General features: G+C 58.5%; 16 protein-coding genes and 1 pseudogene. 7 read left to right on the forward strand and 10 right to left on the reverse strand.

Annotation, left to right across the window (positions count from 1 at the left end; genetic code table 11):
* The first annotated feature begins 15 nt into the window (after window positions 1-15).
* Window positions 16-2,154 carry a beta-galactosidase gene (locus tag C0V73_RS04930; protein WP_102018835.1) on the forward strand — a complete coding sequence of 713 codons (2,139 nt, stop codon included), beginning with the start codon at window positions 16-18 and terminating at the stop codon, window positions 2,152-2,154.
* A 61-nt stretch (window positions 2,155-2,215) separates the two neighbouring features.
* Here C0V73_RS04930 and C0V73_RS04935 read toward each other — a convergent pair whose 3' ends face one another.
* The 8 genes from C0V73_RS04935 to C0V73_RS04970 form a co-directional block, all read right to left on the reverse strand.
* Window positions 2,216-3,361, reverse strand: coding sequence for an ROK family protein (locus C0V73_RS04935; protein WP_102018950.1), 1,146 nt, complete (start codon window positions 3,359-3,361; stop codon window positions 2,216-2,218).
* A gap of 244 nt (window positions 3,362-3,605) precedes the next feature.
* On the reverse strand, window positions 3,606-4,478 hold the full coding sequence (locus C0V73_RS04940) for a ribokinase (protein ID WP_102018836.1): 873 nt from the start codon (window positions 4,476-4,478) through the stop codon (window positions 3,606-3,608).
* Between the two features lie 6 nt (window positions 4,479-4,484).
* Window positions 4,485-5,357, reverse strand: coding sequence for a MurR/RpiR family transcriptional regulator (locus tag C0V73_RS04945; protein ID WP_102018837.1), 873 nt, complete (start codon window positions 5,355-5,357; stop codon window positions 4,485-4,487).
* The gene (locus tag C0V73_RS04950; protein ID WP_102018838.1) at window positions 5,354-6,328 is read right to left on the reverse strand and encodes an ABC transporter permease; all 975 of its coding nucleotides are present in this window, start codon (window positions 6,326-6,328) and stop codon (window positions 5,354-5,356) included. Before C0V73_RS04950 ends, C0V73_RS04945 begins: the two co-directional genes overlap by 4 nt.
* Before the next feature lie 5 nt (window positions 6,329-6,333).
* Complete coding sequence (locus tag C0V73_RS04955; RefSeq protein WP_102018839.1) at window positions 6,334-7,854, reverse strand: sugar ABC transporter ATP-binding protein; 1,521 nt, start codon at window positions 7,852-7,854, stop codon at window positions 6,334-6,336.
* 68 nt (window positions 7,855-7,922) lie between these two features.
* Window positions 7,923-8,969 carry a substrate-binding domain-containing protein gene (locus C0V73_RS04960; RefSeq protein ID WP_102018840.1) on the reverse strand — a complete coding sequence of 349 codons (1,047 nt, stop codon included), beginning with the start codon at window positions 8,967-8,969 and terminating at the stop codon, window positions 7,923-7,925.
* Window positions 8,970-8,999: 30 nt separating this feature from the next.
* Complete coding sequence (locus C0V73_RS04965) at window positions 9,000-9,992, reverse strand: TIM barrel protein (RefSeq protein ID WP_172450064.1); 993 nt, start codon at window positions 9,990-9,992, stop codon at window positions 9,000-9,002.
* A gap of 722 nt (window positions 9,993-10,714) precedes the next feature.
* Window positions 10,715-11,620: a LysR family transcriptional regulator gene (locus C0V73_RS04970; protein ID WP_102018841.1), complete on the reverse strand. Its 906-nt coding sequence runs from the start codon at window positions 11,618-11,620 to the stop codon at window positions 10,715-10,717.
* 23 nt (window positions 11,621-11,643) lie between these two features.
* On the opposite strand from C0V73_RS04970, the gene C0V73_RS04975 reads away from it, so the two are divergent.
* Entirely contained in the window at window positions 11,644-12,888 is a 1,245-nt protein-coding gene (locus C0V73_RS04975; protein ID WP_280950975.1) for an MFS transporter, read from the forward strand.
* Between the two features lie 533 nt (window positions 12,889-13,421).
* The gene (locus C0V73_RS04980; RefSeq protein WP_102018843.1) at window positions 13,422-14,204 is read left to right on the forward strand and encodes a hypothetical protein; all 783 of its coding nucleotides are present in this window, start codon (window positions 13,422-13,424) and stop codon (window positions 14,202-14,204) included.
* A 68-nt stretch (window positions 14,205-14,272) separates the two neighbouring features.
* Here C0V73_RS04980 and C0V73_RS04985 read toward each other — a convergent pair.
* A pseudogene (locus C0V73_RS04985) lies at window positions 14,273-14,634 on the reverse strand (helix-turn-helix domain-containing protein); the annotation flags it as partial.
* Between the two features lie 22 nt (window positions 14,635-14,656).
* Between C0V73_RS04985 and C0V73_RS04990 the strand changes: the two are divergent.
* Entirely contained in the window at window positions 14,657-14,836 is a 180-nt protein-coding gene (locus tag C0V73_RS04990) for a hypothetical protein (protein ID WP_102018844.1), read from the forward strand.
* A gap of 207 nt (window positions 14,837-15,043) precedes the next feature.
* Here C0V73_RS04990 and C0V73_RS04995 read toward each other — a convergent pair whose 3' ends face one another.
* Window positions 15,044-15,751 (reverse strand): GntR family transcriptional regulator, encoded by a 708-nt coding sequence (locus C0V73_RS04995; RefSeq protein WP_102018845.1) that lies wholly within the window; start codon window positions 15,749-15,751, stop codon window positions 15,044-15,046.
* Window positions 15,752-15,941: 190 nt separating this feature from the next.
* Between C0V73_RS04995 and C0V73_RS05000 the strand changes: the two genes are divergently transcribed.
* From C0V73_RS05000 to C0V73_RS05010, 3 genes are read left to right on the forward strand one after another with little or no spacing between them, the layout of a single operon-like run.
* Window positions 15,942-16,601, forward strand: coding sequence for an aspartate/glutamate racemase family protein (locus C0V73_RS05000; protein ID WP_102018846.1), 660 nt, complete (start codon window positions 15,942-15,944; stop codon window positions 16,599-16,601).
* Complete coding sequence (locus C0V73_RS05005; RefSeq protein WP_102018847.1) at window positions 16,598-17,977, forward strand: amidohydrolase family protein; 1,380 nt, start codon at window positions 16,598-16,600, stop codon at window positions 17,975-17,977. Before C0V73_RS05000 ends, C0V73_RS05005 begins: the two co-directional genes overlap by 4 nt.
* Window positions 17,974-18,369 carry a VOC family protein gene (locus C0V73_RS05010; RefSeq protein WP_102018848.1) on the forward strand — a complete coding sequence of 132 codons (396 nt, stop codon included), beginning with the start codon at window positions 17,974-17,976 and terminating at the stop codon, window positions 18,367-18,369. The genes C0V73_RS05005 and C0V73_RS05010 overlap by 4 nt, the downstream gene beginning before the upstream one ends.
* Window positions 18,370-18,376: the final 7 nt, after the last annotated feature.

Here is an 18,376-nt window from a genome sequence, read left to right on the forward strand (position 1 = left end):
CCAGGAGCATTCAAAATGAAACGGACCCAACCCAAGCCACTCTCTGCCTGGCGACCGATCAACCTCAATGACTTCCTGCTCGGCGTCCCGCATTATCCGGAACATGTCGACGAAAGCTACTGGCAGCGTGACGCAGAACGGATGAAGGAAGCCGGCTTCAACGCGGTCCGCATGGGGGAATTCGCGTGGCACATATGGGAACCCTTCGAGGGCAAGTTCGACTTCGACCTGTTCGACCGGGCGATAGAGGTGCTCGGAAAGGTTGGCATCAAGACGATCCTGTGTACGCCGACAGCAACCCCGCCGCGCTGGCTGACAATGAACTACCCCGAGGTTCTGCGCGTCGATCACAATGGTCGCCGCGCAAGCCACGGTTCACGCCAGCACTGTGACACGACAAGTCCTGTTCTGCGCCAGCACAGCCGCCGCATCACCACGGCGATGGCGCAACACTATAAGGATAATCCGCATGTCATCGGCTGGCAGACGGACAATGAGCTGAACACAACGGTCTCGGAATCCTTTTCAGACTCCGCTGCGCTGGCGTTCCGCAATTATCTGCGGCACCGCTACCAGACGATCGAAGACCTGAACTTTGCCTGGGGAGGCCATTTTTGGGCGACCTCCTACGACAATTTTGATCAGGTCGTTCTGCCATTTCCGATGGCGCCATCCTACCTCAGCCCAGGCCATGTGCAGGATTATCATCGTTTCCTTGCTTGGGCGACAGCAGCATTCCAGCGCGACCAGGTCGAGATCCTGCGCGCGACCAATCCAGACTGGTTCGTCTTCCACAATCTCGGCAACCTGCAGGACATCGATTTCCGCGCAGAATTCGGCCAGGACCTCGATTTCATCGGTTTCGACATCTATCCGATGCTCTACGACGAGTTCAGACGAACCAATGGCCATGCCGCAACACAAGCCCTGCAGCTAGACCTATGCCGCAGTTACAGCGGCAACTTCCTTGTACCGGAACAGGCCTCGGGACTGGGCAGCCAGCCCTTGTTTACGACGATGAACCCCGAACCCGGCGAGATGCGGCGTATGGCGCTATCGTCGGTGGCGCGCGGCGCCGATGGCCTCATGTTCTTCCGCTGGCGCCCTGCCCATTTCGGCGCGGAGATCTACTGGATGGGCATCATCGATCACGATGACATTCCACGCCGTCGCTACGAGGAAGCCAAACAGTTCGCGTCCGACATCCACAAAATCAAGGACCACCTGCTTGGCACTTCCGTGCATATCGATGTGGGCATTGCAGGGGCTGATTTCGACAACCAGGAAGCGCACAAGACCTATCCGATTGGCCTCCCCTCCCCACAGGATGACGGCACGCTCCTGCATGTTCATTGCTATCGGCGCGGCATTGCCTGTGGTTTTGTCCATCCTGAAGACGACTTGTCGCGCCTCAAGGTCTTCTACGTCCCCCATTGGGTAATGTGGAAACCGGAATGGACTCCAAGACTGGAAGCCTTCGTGGAAGCGGGCGGCACGCTGATCGTCGGGGCGATGACGGGAACGCGTGACATCAACAACCATATCATTCGGGAACAGGCTCCCGGGGGAGCACTGGCAAAACTTTGCGGCGTGAGGATTGTCGAATTCGGGCGCTTGACCGCCAAAAAAGGAGACGGCCTCTTCCAGAGGGTCGCACCTCAGGCGGGCTTTTACGACAATCCGAACCGCTCAGCGCCATCTTCGGCTCAACGCATATACACCCTCGACTTCGCAGGGCGAAAACTTGATGCAGAACACCTTTACGAGCAGATCGAGACGGAGCCAGATGTCGAAATTCTCGCCCGCTGGTCAAATCGCTTCCTGAGCGGCGAGGCGGCCATCACACGCCGGAAGGTCGGCAAGGGGGAAGTGATCTATCTGGCGACCTATCTGACGCCAGAACTGGTCCAGACCCTGGATGAGGAAGTTCTGACACCGCGCAGCATTGACCCGCTTGTTGAGCAGCTTCCGACGGGCGTTGAGGTCAGTCTGCGCAGTTCCGAAGATCACAAGCTGCTATTCGTTCTCAACACGCTGGAGACGCCAACCACTGTTCGTGGCCTGCCAGCGGGGAGCGACCTTCTATCTGGACGGGCCGTGTCCGGAGAAGAGGCACTGGAAGGCTACGGCTGCCTGGTGATCAATCTCGACTGAAATCAGCAAATAACCTCCCAAACAAACTGGCGGCTGAACTTCGGTTCCGCCGCCTTTTTTCTCATTCGTGCCCAATTGCCCCACTGCCACTGGCTTGGAAGTTGAACAAAGCCTGTGTTGCGAGAGCAGCAGCCCCCGAACTCCAGAAGTCATCTCTCTCATCCGGCACGATCGCAGGCGGTTCATCATGGCATCGCGACGCCAGACTCTCACGCATCGGCCCAAAGAGCAGATCTCCGAAGCTCACTGCCTCTGCGCCCACGATCACGACCTCCGGATCGATGATATTGACTGCGTCGGCCAGATGAAAACCAATCGCCGTGCCTGCCTCCCGCAAGATACGCCGGGCGACGGGATCTCCCTGAATGGCAGCCTCCTTCATGGCATATCGATCGACACCTGCAGCAAGCTTACGCTCTGACCGCCAGGCTTCCACCATGGCAGGCTCGGAGTAGAAGGCTTGCAGACAACCTCGGCGGCCGCATTCACACAGTGGGCCGTCTGGATCATGCGTCACGTGTCCCAGTTTTCCTGCCCGACCGTGGGCGCCACGGTGAATAAGGCCGTCATTGACCGTTGCACAGGCAATACCCACCCCAAGAGCAAGCGCCGTGAAGACCCTGTGATGCCTGCCGAGACCGAAGAGATGCTGGGCCAAGGTAAACGCAAGCGTATCGTCTTCCATCCAAACAGGTGCATTGACACGCTGTTGCAACATCCTGCCAAAAGGGACGTTGTCCCACTGGAAACGTCGGCTCTGGACGCATATTGCCTGTTCAATGTCGACAGTCGCCGGCATTGAAAAACCGATGCCAATCAGTTTGCCTTGAAGATCTGGAGCAGTGCGGCGCAAGCGAATAACGGCTTGTTCTGCGGCATCGAGCACATCCTGTGGACTGGAGGACTTATACTCCACTGTCAGGCTCGACAGGACTGAGGTCGACAAATCTGTCAAAACGCAACCGAGCGTCCCGACATTCATCTTGATGCCGATTGCGTAGTGCCCCCCATAATTGATTTCGAGGGGAATTGGCCGCCTGCCACTTGCGCCAGGTTGTGTTTCACCTTCACGCAAATAGCCCTCGGCAATCAGGTCTGCGACGACAAAGGTAACGGCCGCCGGGCTCAATCCGGTTACGGTCGCGATATCAGCTCTGCTGGCCGGACCTTCGCGCCGAAGAAGGTTCAAGATGAGCCGCCGGTTCATGGCTCGGGTCATACGCTGATCGATCTTCAAGAAGAAAAAACCCCAAGTCCTGCTGCCCAGTAGTTAGACATGTTTGACTAGCAGATCGAACTGGCGTTGTCGTCCGAATGCGCCAGTTGGTCATGGGGAGGAGGAGAAGATGCTGAGCATCTGAAGATGTATGTCGCTTAAGACTGCACTTAAAGATTTTGTCACGAACGGGCTACTCAGGAGGACGACTTCTGCAGCACGCCCTGAGTGCTTGCTAGTCGGCTTGCTGCGCACTGACAAGGACTGCAGCAGCACGGTTGGCAGCGTTGATCGCGTCGGCGATTTTGTTCCCCTTTGCAAGCTCGGCGGCAAGTACACCTGTAAACTCGTCGCCTGCACCATGCGTACTGACAAGCTCAACCTTAAGCGCGGGCACGGCCAACTCCAGCCCCTCGCATGTTGCGCAAGCGACACCTTCGCCCCCTGCCGTCACCACCGCAATAGGGTAAACCTGCGCCAGACGACGGGCCGCATCGAGTGCGCCATCAAGCGTATCGACGACGGGACCCTGAGTGAGTTGCTCGGCTTCAATCTGGTTGACCACAATCACATCCACGAGCCCAGTGAGCTCGGTCGAAAGTTCGCGCGCAGGCGCCGCATTGAGAACAATACGGCCTCCGGCCAACCGGGTCGCCTGAGCAGCAGCCACATTGGCCGCATCCGGCACCTCGTTTTGCAGGACAAGTACGCCGCCCCGTGCCAAGAGCTCTTCGGCGGCATCAACATCCACCTGCCCCAATTCAAGATTGCTGCCTGACACGATCACCGCGCCGTAGTCGCCTTCAGCATCGAAGATGGCGACGCTCATCCCGGTTCTGATACCCTGGACCCGTCGAACGAACCGGTGGTCGACATGCCCCTTCGCGAGGTTGGCGACAAGAACATGTCCAAAGTCATCATCCGCGACAGCTCCGATCATGGCTGTAGTAACGCCGGTCTTTGCCGCCGCGATGGCCTGGTTGCCGCCCTTGCCACCGCATTTCGGCAACCAGCGCTCGCCTGTCACGGTTTCGCCCTTGCGCGGACGCCCTGGCCCGTAGACCATGATGTCGTAATGAAGGCTTCCGAAAACGATGACCTGGGACATGGCTTCTTACACGATCTTGTCTTTGCGTTTCGACATGACCGCAGCCATGGTCTTTTGCAGGTTCTTTTCCGCAACACCGTAGTTCCGTTGCGCGACGGCAACGAAAAGGGCGTCGAGAATATTGAGCTGAGCTATGCGAGCGGCGGCATTCTCGCCCATCAGGGGTGACCCCTGAGCGGTGGAGCAAAGAACGATGTCGGCCACCTGCGCCAGCGCAGATGAATTGTAGTTCGTGATCGCGATTGTGCGGGCGCCGTTTTTGCGCGCCAGTTGGATCGCGTCGATGACCGCCGTCGTGTTGCCGGAATGGGAAAAGCCAATAGCGATGTCTTGGGGACCGAGCAGCGCGGCTGACATCAGCATCATATGCGAATCGTCCTGTACGTTGGCACGAATGCCAATGCGCAAGAACTTGTGGGCGACATCGCGGGCAATCTGGGCCGATCCGCCAACACCGTAGAAATCACGCTGCCCAGACTGATTGACCAGATCCGCCGCACGATCGAAGGCGTCCATGTCTATGATCGCGAGCGTCTCTTCGAGCGCGTTGATCGAGGTCCGGAACACCTTTTGGATGATCTCGCGAGAGGTATCCTCGATCGACAGTTCCTGGTGCATCTCAGCGGTCGGCAGCTGATTGTACTGTGTGACGGCAGACCTGAAGTCTCGGTAGCCGGAAAAACCGAGCTTCTTGGTGATCTTGACCACCATCGCTTCGGATACCCCCGCTTCTGCCGCGATGTCCTTCAGCGCCGTTTCGTCTGTGAAATTGCGCAGCGCAAACACAGTTTCAACGACCCGCGCCTCCAGGGGCGTGAGATGAGGCATCATCATTCGGATGCGCGGGCCTACCGCCTTCAAGTCATTCAAGGAATTCATCCACGGCCTCTCGTTACGCGATCGATCATCATCGCCACGAGAATTATAAGGCCGGTCGCCAGCAGTTGATAGAAGGCCTGAACGTTCATCAACGTGAGACCATTGCGCATGCTGCCGAGAATGATCGCACCAAGAAGCGTACCGACGACACTGCCCTTGCCACCCATCAAGGAGGCGCCGCCGATGGCTGCAGCGGCGATCGCGTCCAGTTCCCAAAGGTTGCCAAGGATAGGTTCGGCAGCACCCAGGCGTCCGATCAGGATCATCGAAGCAAGGGCTGCCAACGCACCGGAGATCACATAGGCCGTGATCTTGGTGATCGCGATCGGCACGCCGGCCACATAAGCGGCCTCTTCATTACCGCCGACGGCCAGCAGATACTCGCCAAGTGGTGTCTTCTTGAGAAGGACCCAGGCAAGGATGGCCACAACTGCAACCATGAGGACCGAGTTGGGAATGCCGGCGACCGATCCATTAAACAGGGAGCGGAACTCCGGTGGCAGTCCAAAGACCGGATTGCCACCGGTATAGATCAGGGCAATAGCGCGATAGGTGCTGAGCGTTCCAAGCGTCACGATGAAGGGCTGAAGTCCGATATAGGCAACGAGAACACCGTTGACCAAGCCACAGATGACGCCAATGCCAAGGCCGGCAAGAATAGCGAGCGGGATCGGCGTACCAGAGACCAAAAGGGCTGCCGTAATGACGGCGGCGATGGCAGCCGTAGGGCCGACCGAAAGATCAATGCCTCCGGAGATGATGACCAGCGTCATACCGAGCGCCAGGCAGGCATTGATGCTCGATTGCTGCAGGATGTTGACGAGGTTCCTTTGCGAGAGGAAATCGGGAACGAGCAGGCCGAATATAGCGATGATGATAATCAGTCCGATCAAAGTGCCGGCATCGCGAAGAGACAATGATCCAAGCATTTTCGACTGTGTTGCGGCCGTATCGAGCGTTGTATCGGACATGACATTTATCCCTGTTGGCTTTGCCGGGCGGGGGCACGAAGTCCCTTGCCGACCGCATGAGAAACAATCGCTTCCTCTGTGAGTTCTTCGCGCTGCAGTCCGGCCACCACAGTCCCCTCGCGCATGACGAGGACCCTGTCGGACACACGCATGACTTCGGGGAGTTCAGATGAAACGACCACCACGGAATGACCTTCGCAGGCGAGTTCCTCGATGAGATTGTAGATTTCGGACTTGGCGCCGACATCGATGCCTCGTGTCGGCTCGTCGAACAGCAAAACCTTGGATCCCGCGGCCAGCCATCGGGCAATGATTGCCTTCTGCTGATTGCCACCACTGAACAGGCGAATTGGTCGATCGAGCAGAAACGGGCGAAGGTTGACGCGGGTCAACAATTCGGCCGCTGTACGCCTCAAGGCCCCATGCCGGATGATGCCAGCGGGCGCGAAACGTTTCATCGATGGCAGCGCGACATTGTTGGTAACCGAACGGCCGGGAATTATGCCTTCACGCTTGCGTTCCTCAGGCAGAAGGCCAATACCCGCCGCAATGGCAGCACGCGGATTGGAAAGTGTCAGGGTCGACCCGTCGATCCGGATGGTTCCGCCAGTCGCCCTATCGGCACCCGCGATGAGACGAAGCAGTTCCGTGCGGCCAGAACCAACCAAACCGGCAATGCCGAGCACTTCCCCCTTGTGTAGGTCAAAGGAAACATCCCGGACCTTGGCAGAGGAGAGATTGCGCGCTTCGATACGGACATCCCGGGTCGCGTAGGACACATGCTCTTCTGCCTGCAGTTCCCTGCCGACCATCATCGAGATGACGTCGGCCGGCTCAGTCTGCTTGAGGTCAACGACACCAACCAGCCGGCCGTCCCGCATCACGCTTGCGCGCTCGCAGATTCCGAACACCTCGTCCATCTTGTGGGAAACATAGATGATTGTTACGCCGCTCGCGGCTAACCGCTTGATGACCTCCGCAAGGCTCTCAAATTCGCTCGGCGTGAGGCTTGAAGTTGGCTCGTCCATGGCAATAATCTTGGCCTTGTCGAGCAAAGCGCGGGCGATTTCGACCACCTGCCGCTGCGCCACTTTCAGTGACGATATCGGCGCTGCGGGATCAATCGAAGCATCGATCATCGCCAGCGCTTCGGCAGCCCGCCTTTCCTGCTCGCGCCGGTTTACCAGGAGCCCACCTGCCCAGGTAATCGGGTGCCCGAGGAACATGTTCTGGGCGACGGTCAGGTGCGGCACTTGCTGCAGTTCCTGGTGAATCATCGCAACACCGGCAAGGCGAGCGCTTTCAGGTGCCCTGAAGGCCTGAGCGACGCCATCGATCAAAAGCTGCCCGCTCGTCGGCTTGAAGACCCCGGACAAGATACGCAGCAGGGTCGACTTACCTGCCCCGTTTTCACCAAGCAGCGCATGGATTTCGCCGGGTGCAATCTGAAAGGAGACATCGGACAGGGCACGCACGCTGGGAAACACCTTCGTCATGCCTTCGAAAGCTAGTCTTGCAGTGGTCATGATCTCTGTGCCGTTCGTGAGGATCGGCGGCCGGTCCAGAGCGGACCGACCGCCTGCCTTGGGAGGTCTTACTTGCCGGCAGCCTTCATCAGCACGGCACGAAGATCGACGCCTTCGCCCTGGAACTCGGCGACATTGTCCTTGGTGATCAGCGCCTGGGGTGTCGCGACGACACGCGGCAGATCCTGGCCGGCGACGAGACGCAAAGCGACTTCCATACCAACTTCACCGGTCAGAACCGGGAAGCTATCGACGGTGCCTGTCAGCTCACCTGCTTTGATCGAGGCATAGGCATCGGAAATACCGTCTGTGCCGAAGACGGCAACCTTTTCAAGCAGTCCGGCGGCCTTTACCGCTTCGACGATACCGAGCGCCATGCCGTCATTGTTGGCGTAGAAGCCAACGAGATCCGGATGCTGCTGCAGGATTGTGGTCGCCGCATCATAGGACATCTGGCGATCCCAGTTGCCGGGCACGCTCGCTACGACCTGGAACTTGCCAGATTCCTCGATCGTCTTCCTGAACCCGTCGGTGCGCTGGACCGCAGCGTAGACACCGGCCTGTCCCTCGACGATCGCAACCTTGCCTCCATCCGGACGATTGTCGATGAACCACTTGGCAACGCGCACACCGTTGTCGCGCTGAACATTGCCGACGTAGTGCTCGGCTTGCGGAATAACCGCGTCGTTGACGTTGACAACCGGCACACCAGCCGCCTTGGCCTGCTCCATGATCGGCTGCAGGTTGGCGTCGGTCTGCGGCGAAAGAAGCAGAACATTGAAGCCCTGCGTGACCATGCCTTCGGCAATCGTCAGCTGGCCGAGCTGGTCTCCCTCGCTTTGCGCGGCCTGATAGACACTCTCGACGCCGACCCTATCGGCAAAGGCCTTGTAGCCCTCGCCGAGCGAACGCCAGTATTCGTTCGTCAGGGTCTTGGAAACGCCACCGGCTTTGGTACCGGCGGGGATTGCCGGAAATGCGCCGAACTTCGCTTCCAGTTCAGACCAGTCCATCCGATCTGGCTCAGAGTCAGAATTGAGCGGGGCAAGATCTTGGGCAAAGGCTGCGCCGGCCCAGAGGCTCGCCGCTACGGCAAGCGTCAAAAGTCTATTCATCGGTTCCTCCCGAGTTTCATGATAATGGCGTTACGTGTTGGCCCCGAGCATCAGCTCCTGCAAAATGGCCTGGGCCGCCACGGCATCCTGGCGGTCAATCGCACCAGTGAGGCGATTGTCCTGCTCGAGGCGATCAACGACATTCAGCATCCGCTTGACTGTCGCGATGTTCACCTCGCATTCGTGAACCGGGTCAAGTCCGGTCATGTCTGGGAATGTGTCGAAATAGATCGCACCGCCGTAGCCATCACGACGGATCTGCCGCAGCAGTTCAATTGTCTGGACCGTGTGTACGGCGCCAACCATGAGACCATCGTCCCGCTTGGCATAACCATCGTTCAGATGGACGCCGAGAAGCTTGCTGTGTCTGGCAATCAGGGATGCAGCAAAGGCCGGTTGCTCGTCGGCATAAAGAACATGGGCAAAGTCGAGCGTGACACCAAGATTGTTGGCCCCGACATCGCGGATCGCCAAAAGCGTCGTTGCCGCATCGGGCATCAGGCTGTAGGAGCGCGGCTCGTTCGGCTTATACTCGATGCTGATCATGCAATCGGGATCATGCTCACAAACTTCACGAATTCCGTCAATTTCGTGTTGCCACATACGAGCATAGTCTGCTTGGAACGCATAGTCGAAGCCGTCCTGGCCGAGCCACAGCGTCATCAGACTGGAACCCACCTCGCGGGCAGCGTCGATGCCCTTCTTGGTCAGATCGATGGCCTCCCGCCGGACAGCAACATCCGGATGGGTGAACGCGCCGAGCTTGAAAGCCGGGTTGGTGTAATAGCGCATGGCAAACCCGTTGATTGCCAGCCCAAGATCGCCGAGTTTGCCCGCAATCTCGCGAGGATCTTCGCCGAGGTGGTCAGGATAGTTGAGATCAAGATCGGTGAGGCCCTTAACGCGCGATGCGCGCTCCGCCATTTGCAAGACAGTGGGCTTGCCTTTGATACCCGGCCACGCGATGTGCGCGGCAGAAGCGAATGAGTTTAAACGGGTGGCGAAACGAGGCTCGGTCAACATCACATCCCAAAAAGCTATTTCTTCTCACTTCACAGTTTCTAGTTTATTTGTAAAGTAAGAAAGTATTTTGCGACGCAGCAAATCGATTCCGCGGGAGCGAGGTTCGCGCGGGCAATGGCTTCAACAATGCTCGTTGATGACCTTCCAGGTGGTCGATAACTTATCTAGGCCGCAGGCGCGTTATTCTGCCACTCCAGACTTCGGAGAGCAGCGCAATGTCTGTGGCAACATAGCGCCTGAGGCCGAACTCAACTCGCTGTGCATCCGCAGAGCCGCACTTCGATCCCGCGCCATCGCAGGGCTTTTATAGGCGGCGCTTTTGCGCCCCATCAGGCGACCGACTCTATCCGGTTATATTTGCGAATTTCTTGTAGGCGATATTATTTCTCAATTCAGCCGACGTATCCTCCTATAAAGCGGCGGACGACTATCGAATTAACTCCTTCGCCAGCCCCTTAAAATTCAGATAAAATCAAACATACTTGAAGATATATTTATGCATATCAAATAAAAGAGCATGGTTATTTAATAAGAATCCGTGGCGCAGCGTTTTGATTTCTCCATTTAAACACTATTGGATGAAATATTGGATATCCTCAGCCTGGAGTGGCCGAGCCAGCCAATAGCCTTGAATCTTCTCGCAGCCCATAGTCTCCAACAGCCGCGCCGTTTCCTCGTTCTCAACCCCTTTGGTCAACACACGGCTCAGTGCGACAAGCCCCTCATAAGAGCCTTCCATGCTCGGCCAGATAATCTAGCACTGTGCGTATACGAGCAGGGAGGTGTCCGCCCTGACCGATGTAGACGGCATAGAAGGGTGCGATTTGTCGGGTACGCGGGTCATCGAGAACGGTGACGAGCCGGCCCGCTTTGAGATCTTCTGCCACCGTAAACTGGGCCAGCTTTACAAGCCCGGCACCGCCGATCGCAAATTGCCTGGCGGCCTCGCCATCGCTGGCCCTGAGCCTCCCTGCAACCGGGACATCAATGATCGCGTCCCCCTCGGCAACCTGCCACTCTCGGATGACGCGGACATCACCGTAGTCCAAAAGGCTGTGGCGCTCCAGATCGGCGGCCGTCTTCGGCGTGCCGTGGCGTTCCAAATAAGCGGGCGAGGCGACGATGACGAGCGGCGTCTCGCCGAGCTTGCGCGCCCGCAAGCTCGAACTGCGCATGGCTCCCGCCCGAACCGCGATATCGGCCTTCTCCACAAGCAGATCGACCACAACGTCCGTCTGGGTCACCTCGATCGATAAACCGGGATAGGTTTCAAGCAGCCGGCCAAGGATCGGAGCTAGAACATGGGTGCCGTAGGCAGCGCTCGTGTTGATACGGATCAGCCCGCGTGGATCATCCTGAGAAGAGGCAATGCGTTCGGCCTCGTCCATGTCGGCGAGAATGCGCGCCGAACGCTCATAGAACACCTGCCCCTCCGGCGTCAGGAGCAGTTGCCGTGTGGTTCGGTTCACAAGCCGCGTGCCAAGCCGGGCTTCCAAGCGTGAGACAAGCTTGCTGATGGCTGAGGGTGTCATACGCAAGTGTCGTGCGGCGACGGAAAACCCGCCGCGTTCGACCACCTGTACGAAGACCTCCATCTCGCCCGATCTGTTGATATCTGCTCTGGCCATTGTGAACTCAATTCATAAATGCTGTGCTGATGCGCATACTATTTCACCAAGCACGCGCCGTCTATGTGAGACGCAAACCTCAACAGGGACGCATCTCCATGCCTCTAGCTCTCTATGCTCTTACCGTCGGTGCATTCGGCATCGGCGTCACCGAGTTCGTTATCATGGGACTGCTCATCGAAGTCGGCGCAGATTTGGGTGTCTCGATCGCAGCCGCCGGCCTCTTGATTTCCGGCTATGCGCTGGGTGTCGTATTCGGCGCTCCGATCCTGACGGCCATTTCCAGCCGATGGCGACGCAAGAGCGTGCTGATCGCGCTGATGGTCATCTTCACTATCGGTAATGCGGCCTGCGCGCTGGCGCCCAACTATGAGACCCTGATGCTCGCACGCCTCGTTGCGGCGCTCGCCCACGGCACCTTCTTCGGCGTCGGCTCGGTCGTCGCGACAAGTCTCGTCGCGCCTGAACGACGTGCATCGGCAATTGCAGTCATGTTTACCGGTCTGACCGTCGCCAACATCGCAGGCGTTCCCTTCGGCACCTGGCTCGGCCAGGAATACGGCTGGCGAATGACTTTCTGGGCTGTGTCCATAGTCGGTCTCGTTGCTCTTGCTGTGCTCACGATCTGCCTGCCCAAGGATAAACAGGATGCCGAGCCGCTGGACTGGCGATCCGACTTTGCCACCATGACACGCCCGCAGGTGCTTTTCGGTCTCGCTGTCACCGTTCTTGGATGTGCGGGCGTCTTCACGGTCTTCACCTATATCGCGCCGGTGCTGACCGAGGTGACCGGCTTTTCCGACGCTGCGGTCTCGCCCATCCTGCTGGTCTTCGGTGGCGGCTTGATCCTTGGCAATCTCGTGGGCGGGAGACTGGCCGACCACAATCTCGATCGTTCGATCCTGATCACCCTTTTGGCACTCGGCCCGTCGTTGCTCCTGATGTTCCTGCTGCTGAACGACAAGACACTCACCGTGGCACTCGTCGGCCTCGTCGGGGCAGCCGGTTTTTCAACGGTCGCACCACTGCAGATGCGTATCATGGCGAAAGCAGAGGGCGCTGGGCAGGCACTGGCATCCAGCTTCAACATTGCGGCGTTCAACCTCGGCAATGCCCTGGGCGCGTGGATCGGCGGCATCACGATCGATCGCGGCCCGGGTCTTGCCGCCCTGCCGCTGGTGGCCGCGATCTTCCCGCTGGCCGCCCTCGGCCTCAGCATCCTGGCCCAGCGCCGTGATCAAAGGACTGCGTCCCACGCTCCGCGCTAGGCAACCGGACCGGGCTCGTCTAGCTCAGAAAGCGCTTCGGTCGCGTCGCTGCGAACTGCTCCCCGAGCCTGGCAATCGACATGCCTCGGCTCGGGGAGTCATGATCCCATTGCGAGACTGTAAGGAACGAGTCTTAATCCGCAGACCAGGGATTTGGTTTGGCGTTGCCACCGAGACGCAGGCCGCCTATCCGGTCCCCGAGATGACATATACACCCAGTTTAGGTTTGGCTGTGATGACAGAGGCGTCGTCGCTGAACTTCGCGTCATTTTCTCAAGGCAGAACCGGCTACTCACGTATCGTGATCAAACGGAGCAAAGAGTACTCTTCATCCCGGTTGCTTGCTTTCGATTGTGAGCTAACCTGCGACGGGTGAGTAGATACAACTCTTAGCAGAAATGACCAGCTAGTGAGGATATCGATAAACCGGTGATTGCTGGCGACTCAGTCGCGGAAACAGAGGGAACCGCAACACCTGCAACTTTAAGAGTCTCTTTAAGCTGCCCTTCAACTATCTCCGCTAGTTCAACGCGATGCTTCAAGAGATTGCTGCGTCAAAAGCCGTTAGAGCGAAGGGGCACATCACCCAGTTCGCTCCCTATCTTGCCTTGCAAACACTGCCCTGGCTTCTTCTCGCGACTGTCCTGCGGTTGTACATGAAGACCGCGCCAAATGCTGTTGTGCTTTTGCTGTTCGTTTTGGTCCAACTCAGCGTGTTCATAGCCTTTCTGGTCGCATGCGAGAAAATGATCAAGCTCTCAGGCGGCTGGACATCGTTGGATAGGCTGACGATGGGACAACGTGCTCGCTTTGCCTGGCAGGTGATCTGGAGGCTGCTTATTGCCTTCCTGGTTGCGGTTGTGTTGGCTATCACGACAGGGGTGGACAAACATGCGGCTGCAACACTGTGGGTTGGCTTCGATGGGCTGGCGTTTCCTTGGCGTCAGGGGGCGCTGCAGATATGGATCGCATTCATTGCGACAGTCACCTTCATCTTTGTCCTTGAGAAAGGTACAGGAAATGCGCCGAGGTTCATTGGCGTTGCCAGACAGCTAAGAACCCACAAGCGTAGCCTGTGTGTCTCCTGGGTATATCTGGGACTCTTCCTGATGATCATCACGTTTGCACAGTCCAAACTTGCATTCATGCTGGGTAGTGTTCTGGATGATGGGAAGCTTGGAACGGTAGGAACATATGTGCTCGTCGGCTTCATCGTCCTCTTCTCCTATCTGCGGATCTGGGTCGTTGTCGCTATTTTGACTTATACGATCAGAGCTTCGTACCGTCGTATGGGGGCGCAAGAGGTGAAGCCGTAAACGAGCAGATCGGCTCGGGTTCTCAGCGCACCAAACCTGGTGAGACAACCGCCAAAGTGGGTCAGCACTCAGATAATACCCCAGGCGCGCACCCCCTGCCCGTCATCTCCCTCAACCCCAGCGCCCGAACGATCCACCTTGCCCCTTGACGCGTGACCTCAGGCGTCTTCGCCACCATGCCAGCAGAGATTAACGGCCGCGCCATGACGAGCTTCACGAGTCCTGGCAGGCTGAATGACGTCCGCCGCTTCTCCAGTTTGCGCATCATCATCTGTCGCCGCACCAGCACTAGCCGGTCATGCTCCTTGAGCCCGGCCTCTGAGGCGATCGTCAGCGGACTTGATATCGCCAGCAACCGCGTCTTGCGATCACGATGCCGGCGCCGATCGACGGGGATGGCTTTCAGCACGAAATTGATCGCGGCAAGATGCGTGACAGCGGCTGAGCCGATCATGCGCGACCTCATTCAGACTGTCGGCATCGGCAACACACCCGGCCACGAGTCCGCAAGCCTGGAGGTTCATGGCGACATCGCCAGCATCATGGCTTCGATGGAGGTGATCGATGTCATGCAGCGGTTCATCGCGGCCGCCCAGAACGACATGATGACGAGAGATCTACACAGAGGCTAAAAAGCAAAAGCTCCTCGGGATTTACGCTTAAGACAAACGCAAAAACCGCCCCCACATCGTGGAGGCGGTTGAGGATTGGTGTCGGATGTCATTGGTTGCGGGGGCCTGATTGCACCGAGACTTGTACGACATGGCACCTCTTGAGCACTTAGTCAGCGCGCATTGCGCAAGACGCAACCTCGAGGAAGCACGACATCCCCGCACACATCACAGCGTCAACGACGTAGTGTCGCTGGAAATCAACGCCTTCAAAATCCCCTTCTGCGTGTGGTCGCTGTGCTCGACCATCGCCGCTCGCGCAATATCAGGATCGCGAAGACGTAGCACATCGACGATACGTCGATGGTCGGCACTGGTCTCTGGATTGACGTCGCGGCTGACGGCGCCGAGATAGAAGAGACGCGTACACTCGTCGAGATGTGCTGCAACCAAGGCCAGGAGCCGGGGATTGTTCGCTCCCTCGGCGATCGCCAGATGAAAATCGCGGTTGGCCTTGACGAAGGACTGCACGCTCTCGCCCTGTTGCGGATCGTAGCGGGCTTCCGCCAGGGCTTCGAGACGATCGAGGTCTGCAGCTGATAGATTGAGCGCGGCCATGGCGGCGGCCGTACCCTCGGTCATCGCACGGATCGCAAAGAGATCGTTGATGTCCTTCACCGTCACGGGTGTTACCCTGTAGCCCCGCCTTGGAAAGGCTTCGATCAATCCTTCCGCCACCAATCGACCGAGCGCTTCCCGCACCGGCGTCTTGCTCATGGCAAGCTGGTCTGCCAACTCGAGCTCCGAAAACTCGGCTCCGGGCCTCAAAGAGCCAGAGAGCACCCGCGCACGCAGCGAAAGATAGGCTGTCTCCGTCAGAGATATCTTCTTCTGCCGGGCCGGCGAGGTATCACTTTCAACGCTGAGGCTCTGCAAGACGGCTTCTCTCCAAGCTCGTGGGATCTGTTGGACCCGCTCGTGGATCATAAGGCTTCTCGCCCTTCCCTGTCTTCCTCCACTTTTTCTGACTTCGCAAGACGGCCGGCCTTTGACATGAGATATTTCGTAGTATATCACGATACATATCACAGTTTGACGGCCTGGGAGAGCCGTCTTTGGAGGAACCGTGGCGCAGATCCTGGTGATCAATCCGAACAGCTCGAAGGCCGTCACACGTTCGATGGAAGCATGCCTGAAACCGTTCGAAGGCAACGGCCACGAGATCCGCTGCACTGAGCTTGAGGGCGCCCCTGTTGGCATAGAGACGGATGCACATGTCGCCGAAGTCGTGCCGATGCTGGTTGAGGCTGCGAAGGCGGCAAAGGCAGACGCCATTGTCATCGCTTGCTTTTCGGATCCGGGCATTTCCACCGTGCGAGCCGCCACGAATGTCCCGGTCGTCGGGATTGCCGAAGCGGCCTATCTGACAGCGCTCGGCCTCGGACAGCGCTTCGGGATAGTGTCGATGGGTCCGTCCTCGATTGAGCGCCACCGGCGCTACCTTGAGGCCTTGCGAATTGACGGCAGGCTCGCAGGCGATCGGTCGATCAATATGACCGTTGCTGAACTCATCGCCCAGAGCGCGGTCATTCCCGTTACGCGCATCGCCTCCGTACTTCGAGATGAGGACGGTGCCGAGGCAGTCATCCTCGGCTGCGCCGGCCTCGGGACTTACCGGGAGGCTTTGCAAGCGGAACTGGGCTTACCCGTCATCGACCCGGTTCAGGCCGGCGTCGCCCTTGCCTGCATGCAGGCTGAACTCGGCTATCGCAGGAGGGCGTTTTGAGCATTGATCTCGTCATTCGTGGGCGGATCGTCACGCCTGAGATGACCATCCCCAAAGGCTGGGTCGCGGTCTCAGGCTCGATCATTCACGCAATCGGAGAAGGCCAAGCACCTACGGCAGACACCGTTCACGATGCTGGAGACGCTTTTGTCTTGCCGGGCATCGTTGACGGACAAACGCATGCGGGCAGCTATCTTGGCCTTCCTGGGATCGAGCCGACGACTAGATCCGCCATCGCCGGTGGGGTGACGACCATCGTCGATATGCCCTACGACAACCCGACCCCGCTGAGCGCGAGGGAGCACCTGGACGCCAAGGTCGAAGCTGTCGAACGCTTCGCCCATTGCGATGTCGCGCTCTACGGCACCGTCATGCCCGGGCAATCCATCGACGAGGTGCGATCGCTCGCCGATGGTGGCGTCGTCGCCTTCAAGATCTCCGCTTTCGAAAGTAGCCCCACCCGTTTTCCGAGGATCGATGCGGCACTCGCCCTCGACCTGCTGGAAGCCCTTTCGGCAACCGACCTACCGCTTGGATTGCACAACGAAGACCAGGAAATCGTCCGCACTCGGGTTTCGCGCGCAAGAGCTGAGGGTCGAAACGGCATCACAGCACATTCGCCGAGCCGGCCTGAAGTCGCGGAACTGGCATCGACCGTGCACTTCCTCGAACTCGCTGCCAGTGCCGGCGGGCATGCGCATATCGTCCATATCAGCACGCCGCGCGGCTTCAGGCTGGTCGACAATTATGCGCAAGAGGGCTTCAGGGCGACCGGCGAGCTCTGCGTCCACTATCTCTGGTTCGATCCCGAACGCGACGGTGAAGAACTCGGCGCGCGGATGAAGGTCAATCCACCCATTCGCCCCGGTCAGATCGATCGGCTCTGGCAGGAACTCGTGGAGGGCAGGATTGCCTTTGTCAGCTCCGATCATTCCAGCTGGCCGATCGACAACAAGTTCACCGACAGCATCTTCGATGCCGGTGCGGGCGTACCCGGAATGGAGACGCTGCTGCCTGCCTTCTATACCGTCGCAAAAGAGCGCGGCGTCGATGCAGCGCATTATTGCGCCGAGTATCTCGCTGAACGCCCCGCCCGCTTCTTCGGCCTTTATCCACGCAAGGGGGCTCTCGTCCCCGGTGCCGATGCCGACATCACGATCCTCGCCGAGAGGGACGATGTCTGGGACGCCAGCCGTGCTCAGGATGGCCTCAACTGGAGCCCTTATGACGGACGACGTTTCGCCGCTCGGGTGGACGCGACCTACCACGCAGGCAAGCTTGCCTATGACGGCCGCTCGGTCATCAACACGCCCGGCAGCGGACGCTATCTGCGCCGCGGCGAAAGCACATGGTTCCCAAAGGATCTCACAACATGACTGAGGCACCCGCCCGGCCCGATAACGGCATCGTCGAGAAGGCCATCACCTTCTTCTACTACGTCGATTTGCCGAGAGCGTTCGACTTCTACACAGGCGTAATGGGCTTCCCGCTCGAGATCGATCAGGGGTGGTCGAAGATCCTCAAGATTGCCGAGCATGCCTATGTCGGTCTTGTCGACGAGACCCGTGGAATGCATCGCGCCAATCCAATCAAGCCCGTGCAGCTTTGCATCCGCGTGCCGGATGTCGATGCCTGGCATCGCTATCTCTCAAGCCAGAACGCGATCGGGCTGACGGAACCAAAGGACAGCGTCTCTCTCGGAATTCGAGCCTTCGTGCTGGAAGACCCGGAAGGCTACCAGATCGAGGTGCAATCCGTACTTCGGTGAACACTCG

Source organism: Rhizobium sp. TH135, assembly GCF_002855515.1.
Classification (GTDB): Bacteria; Pseudomonadota; Alphaproteobacteria; order Rhizobiales; family Rhizobiaceae; genus Allorhizobium.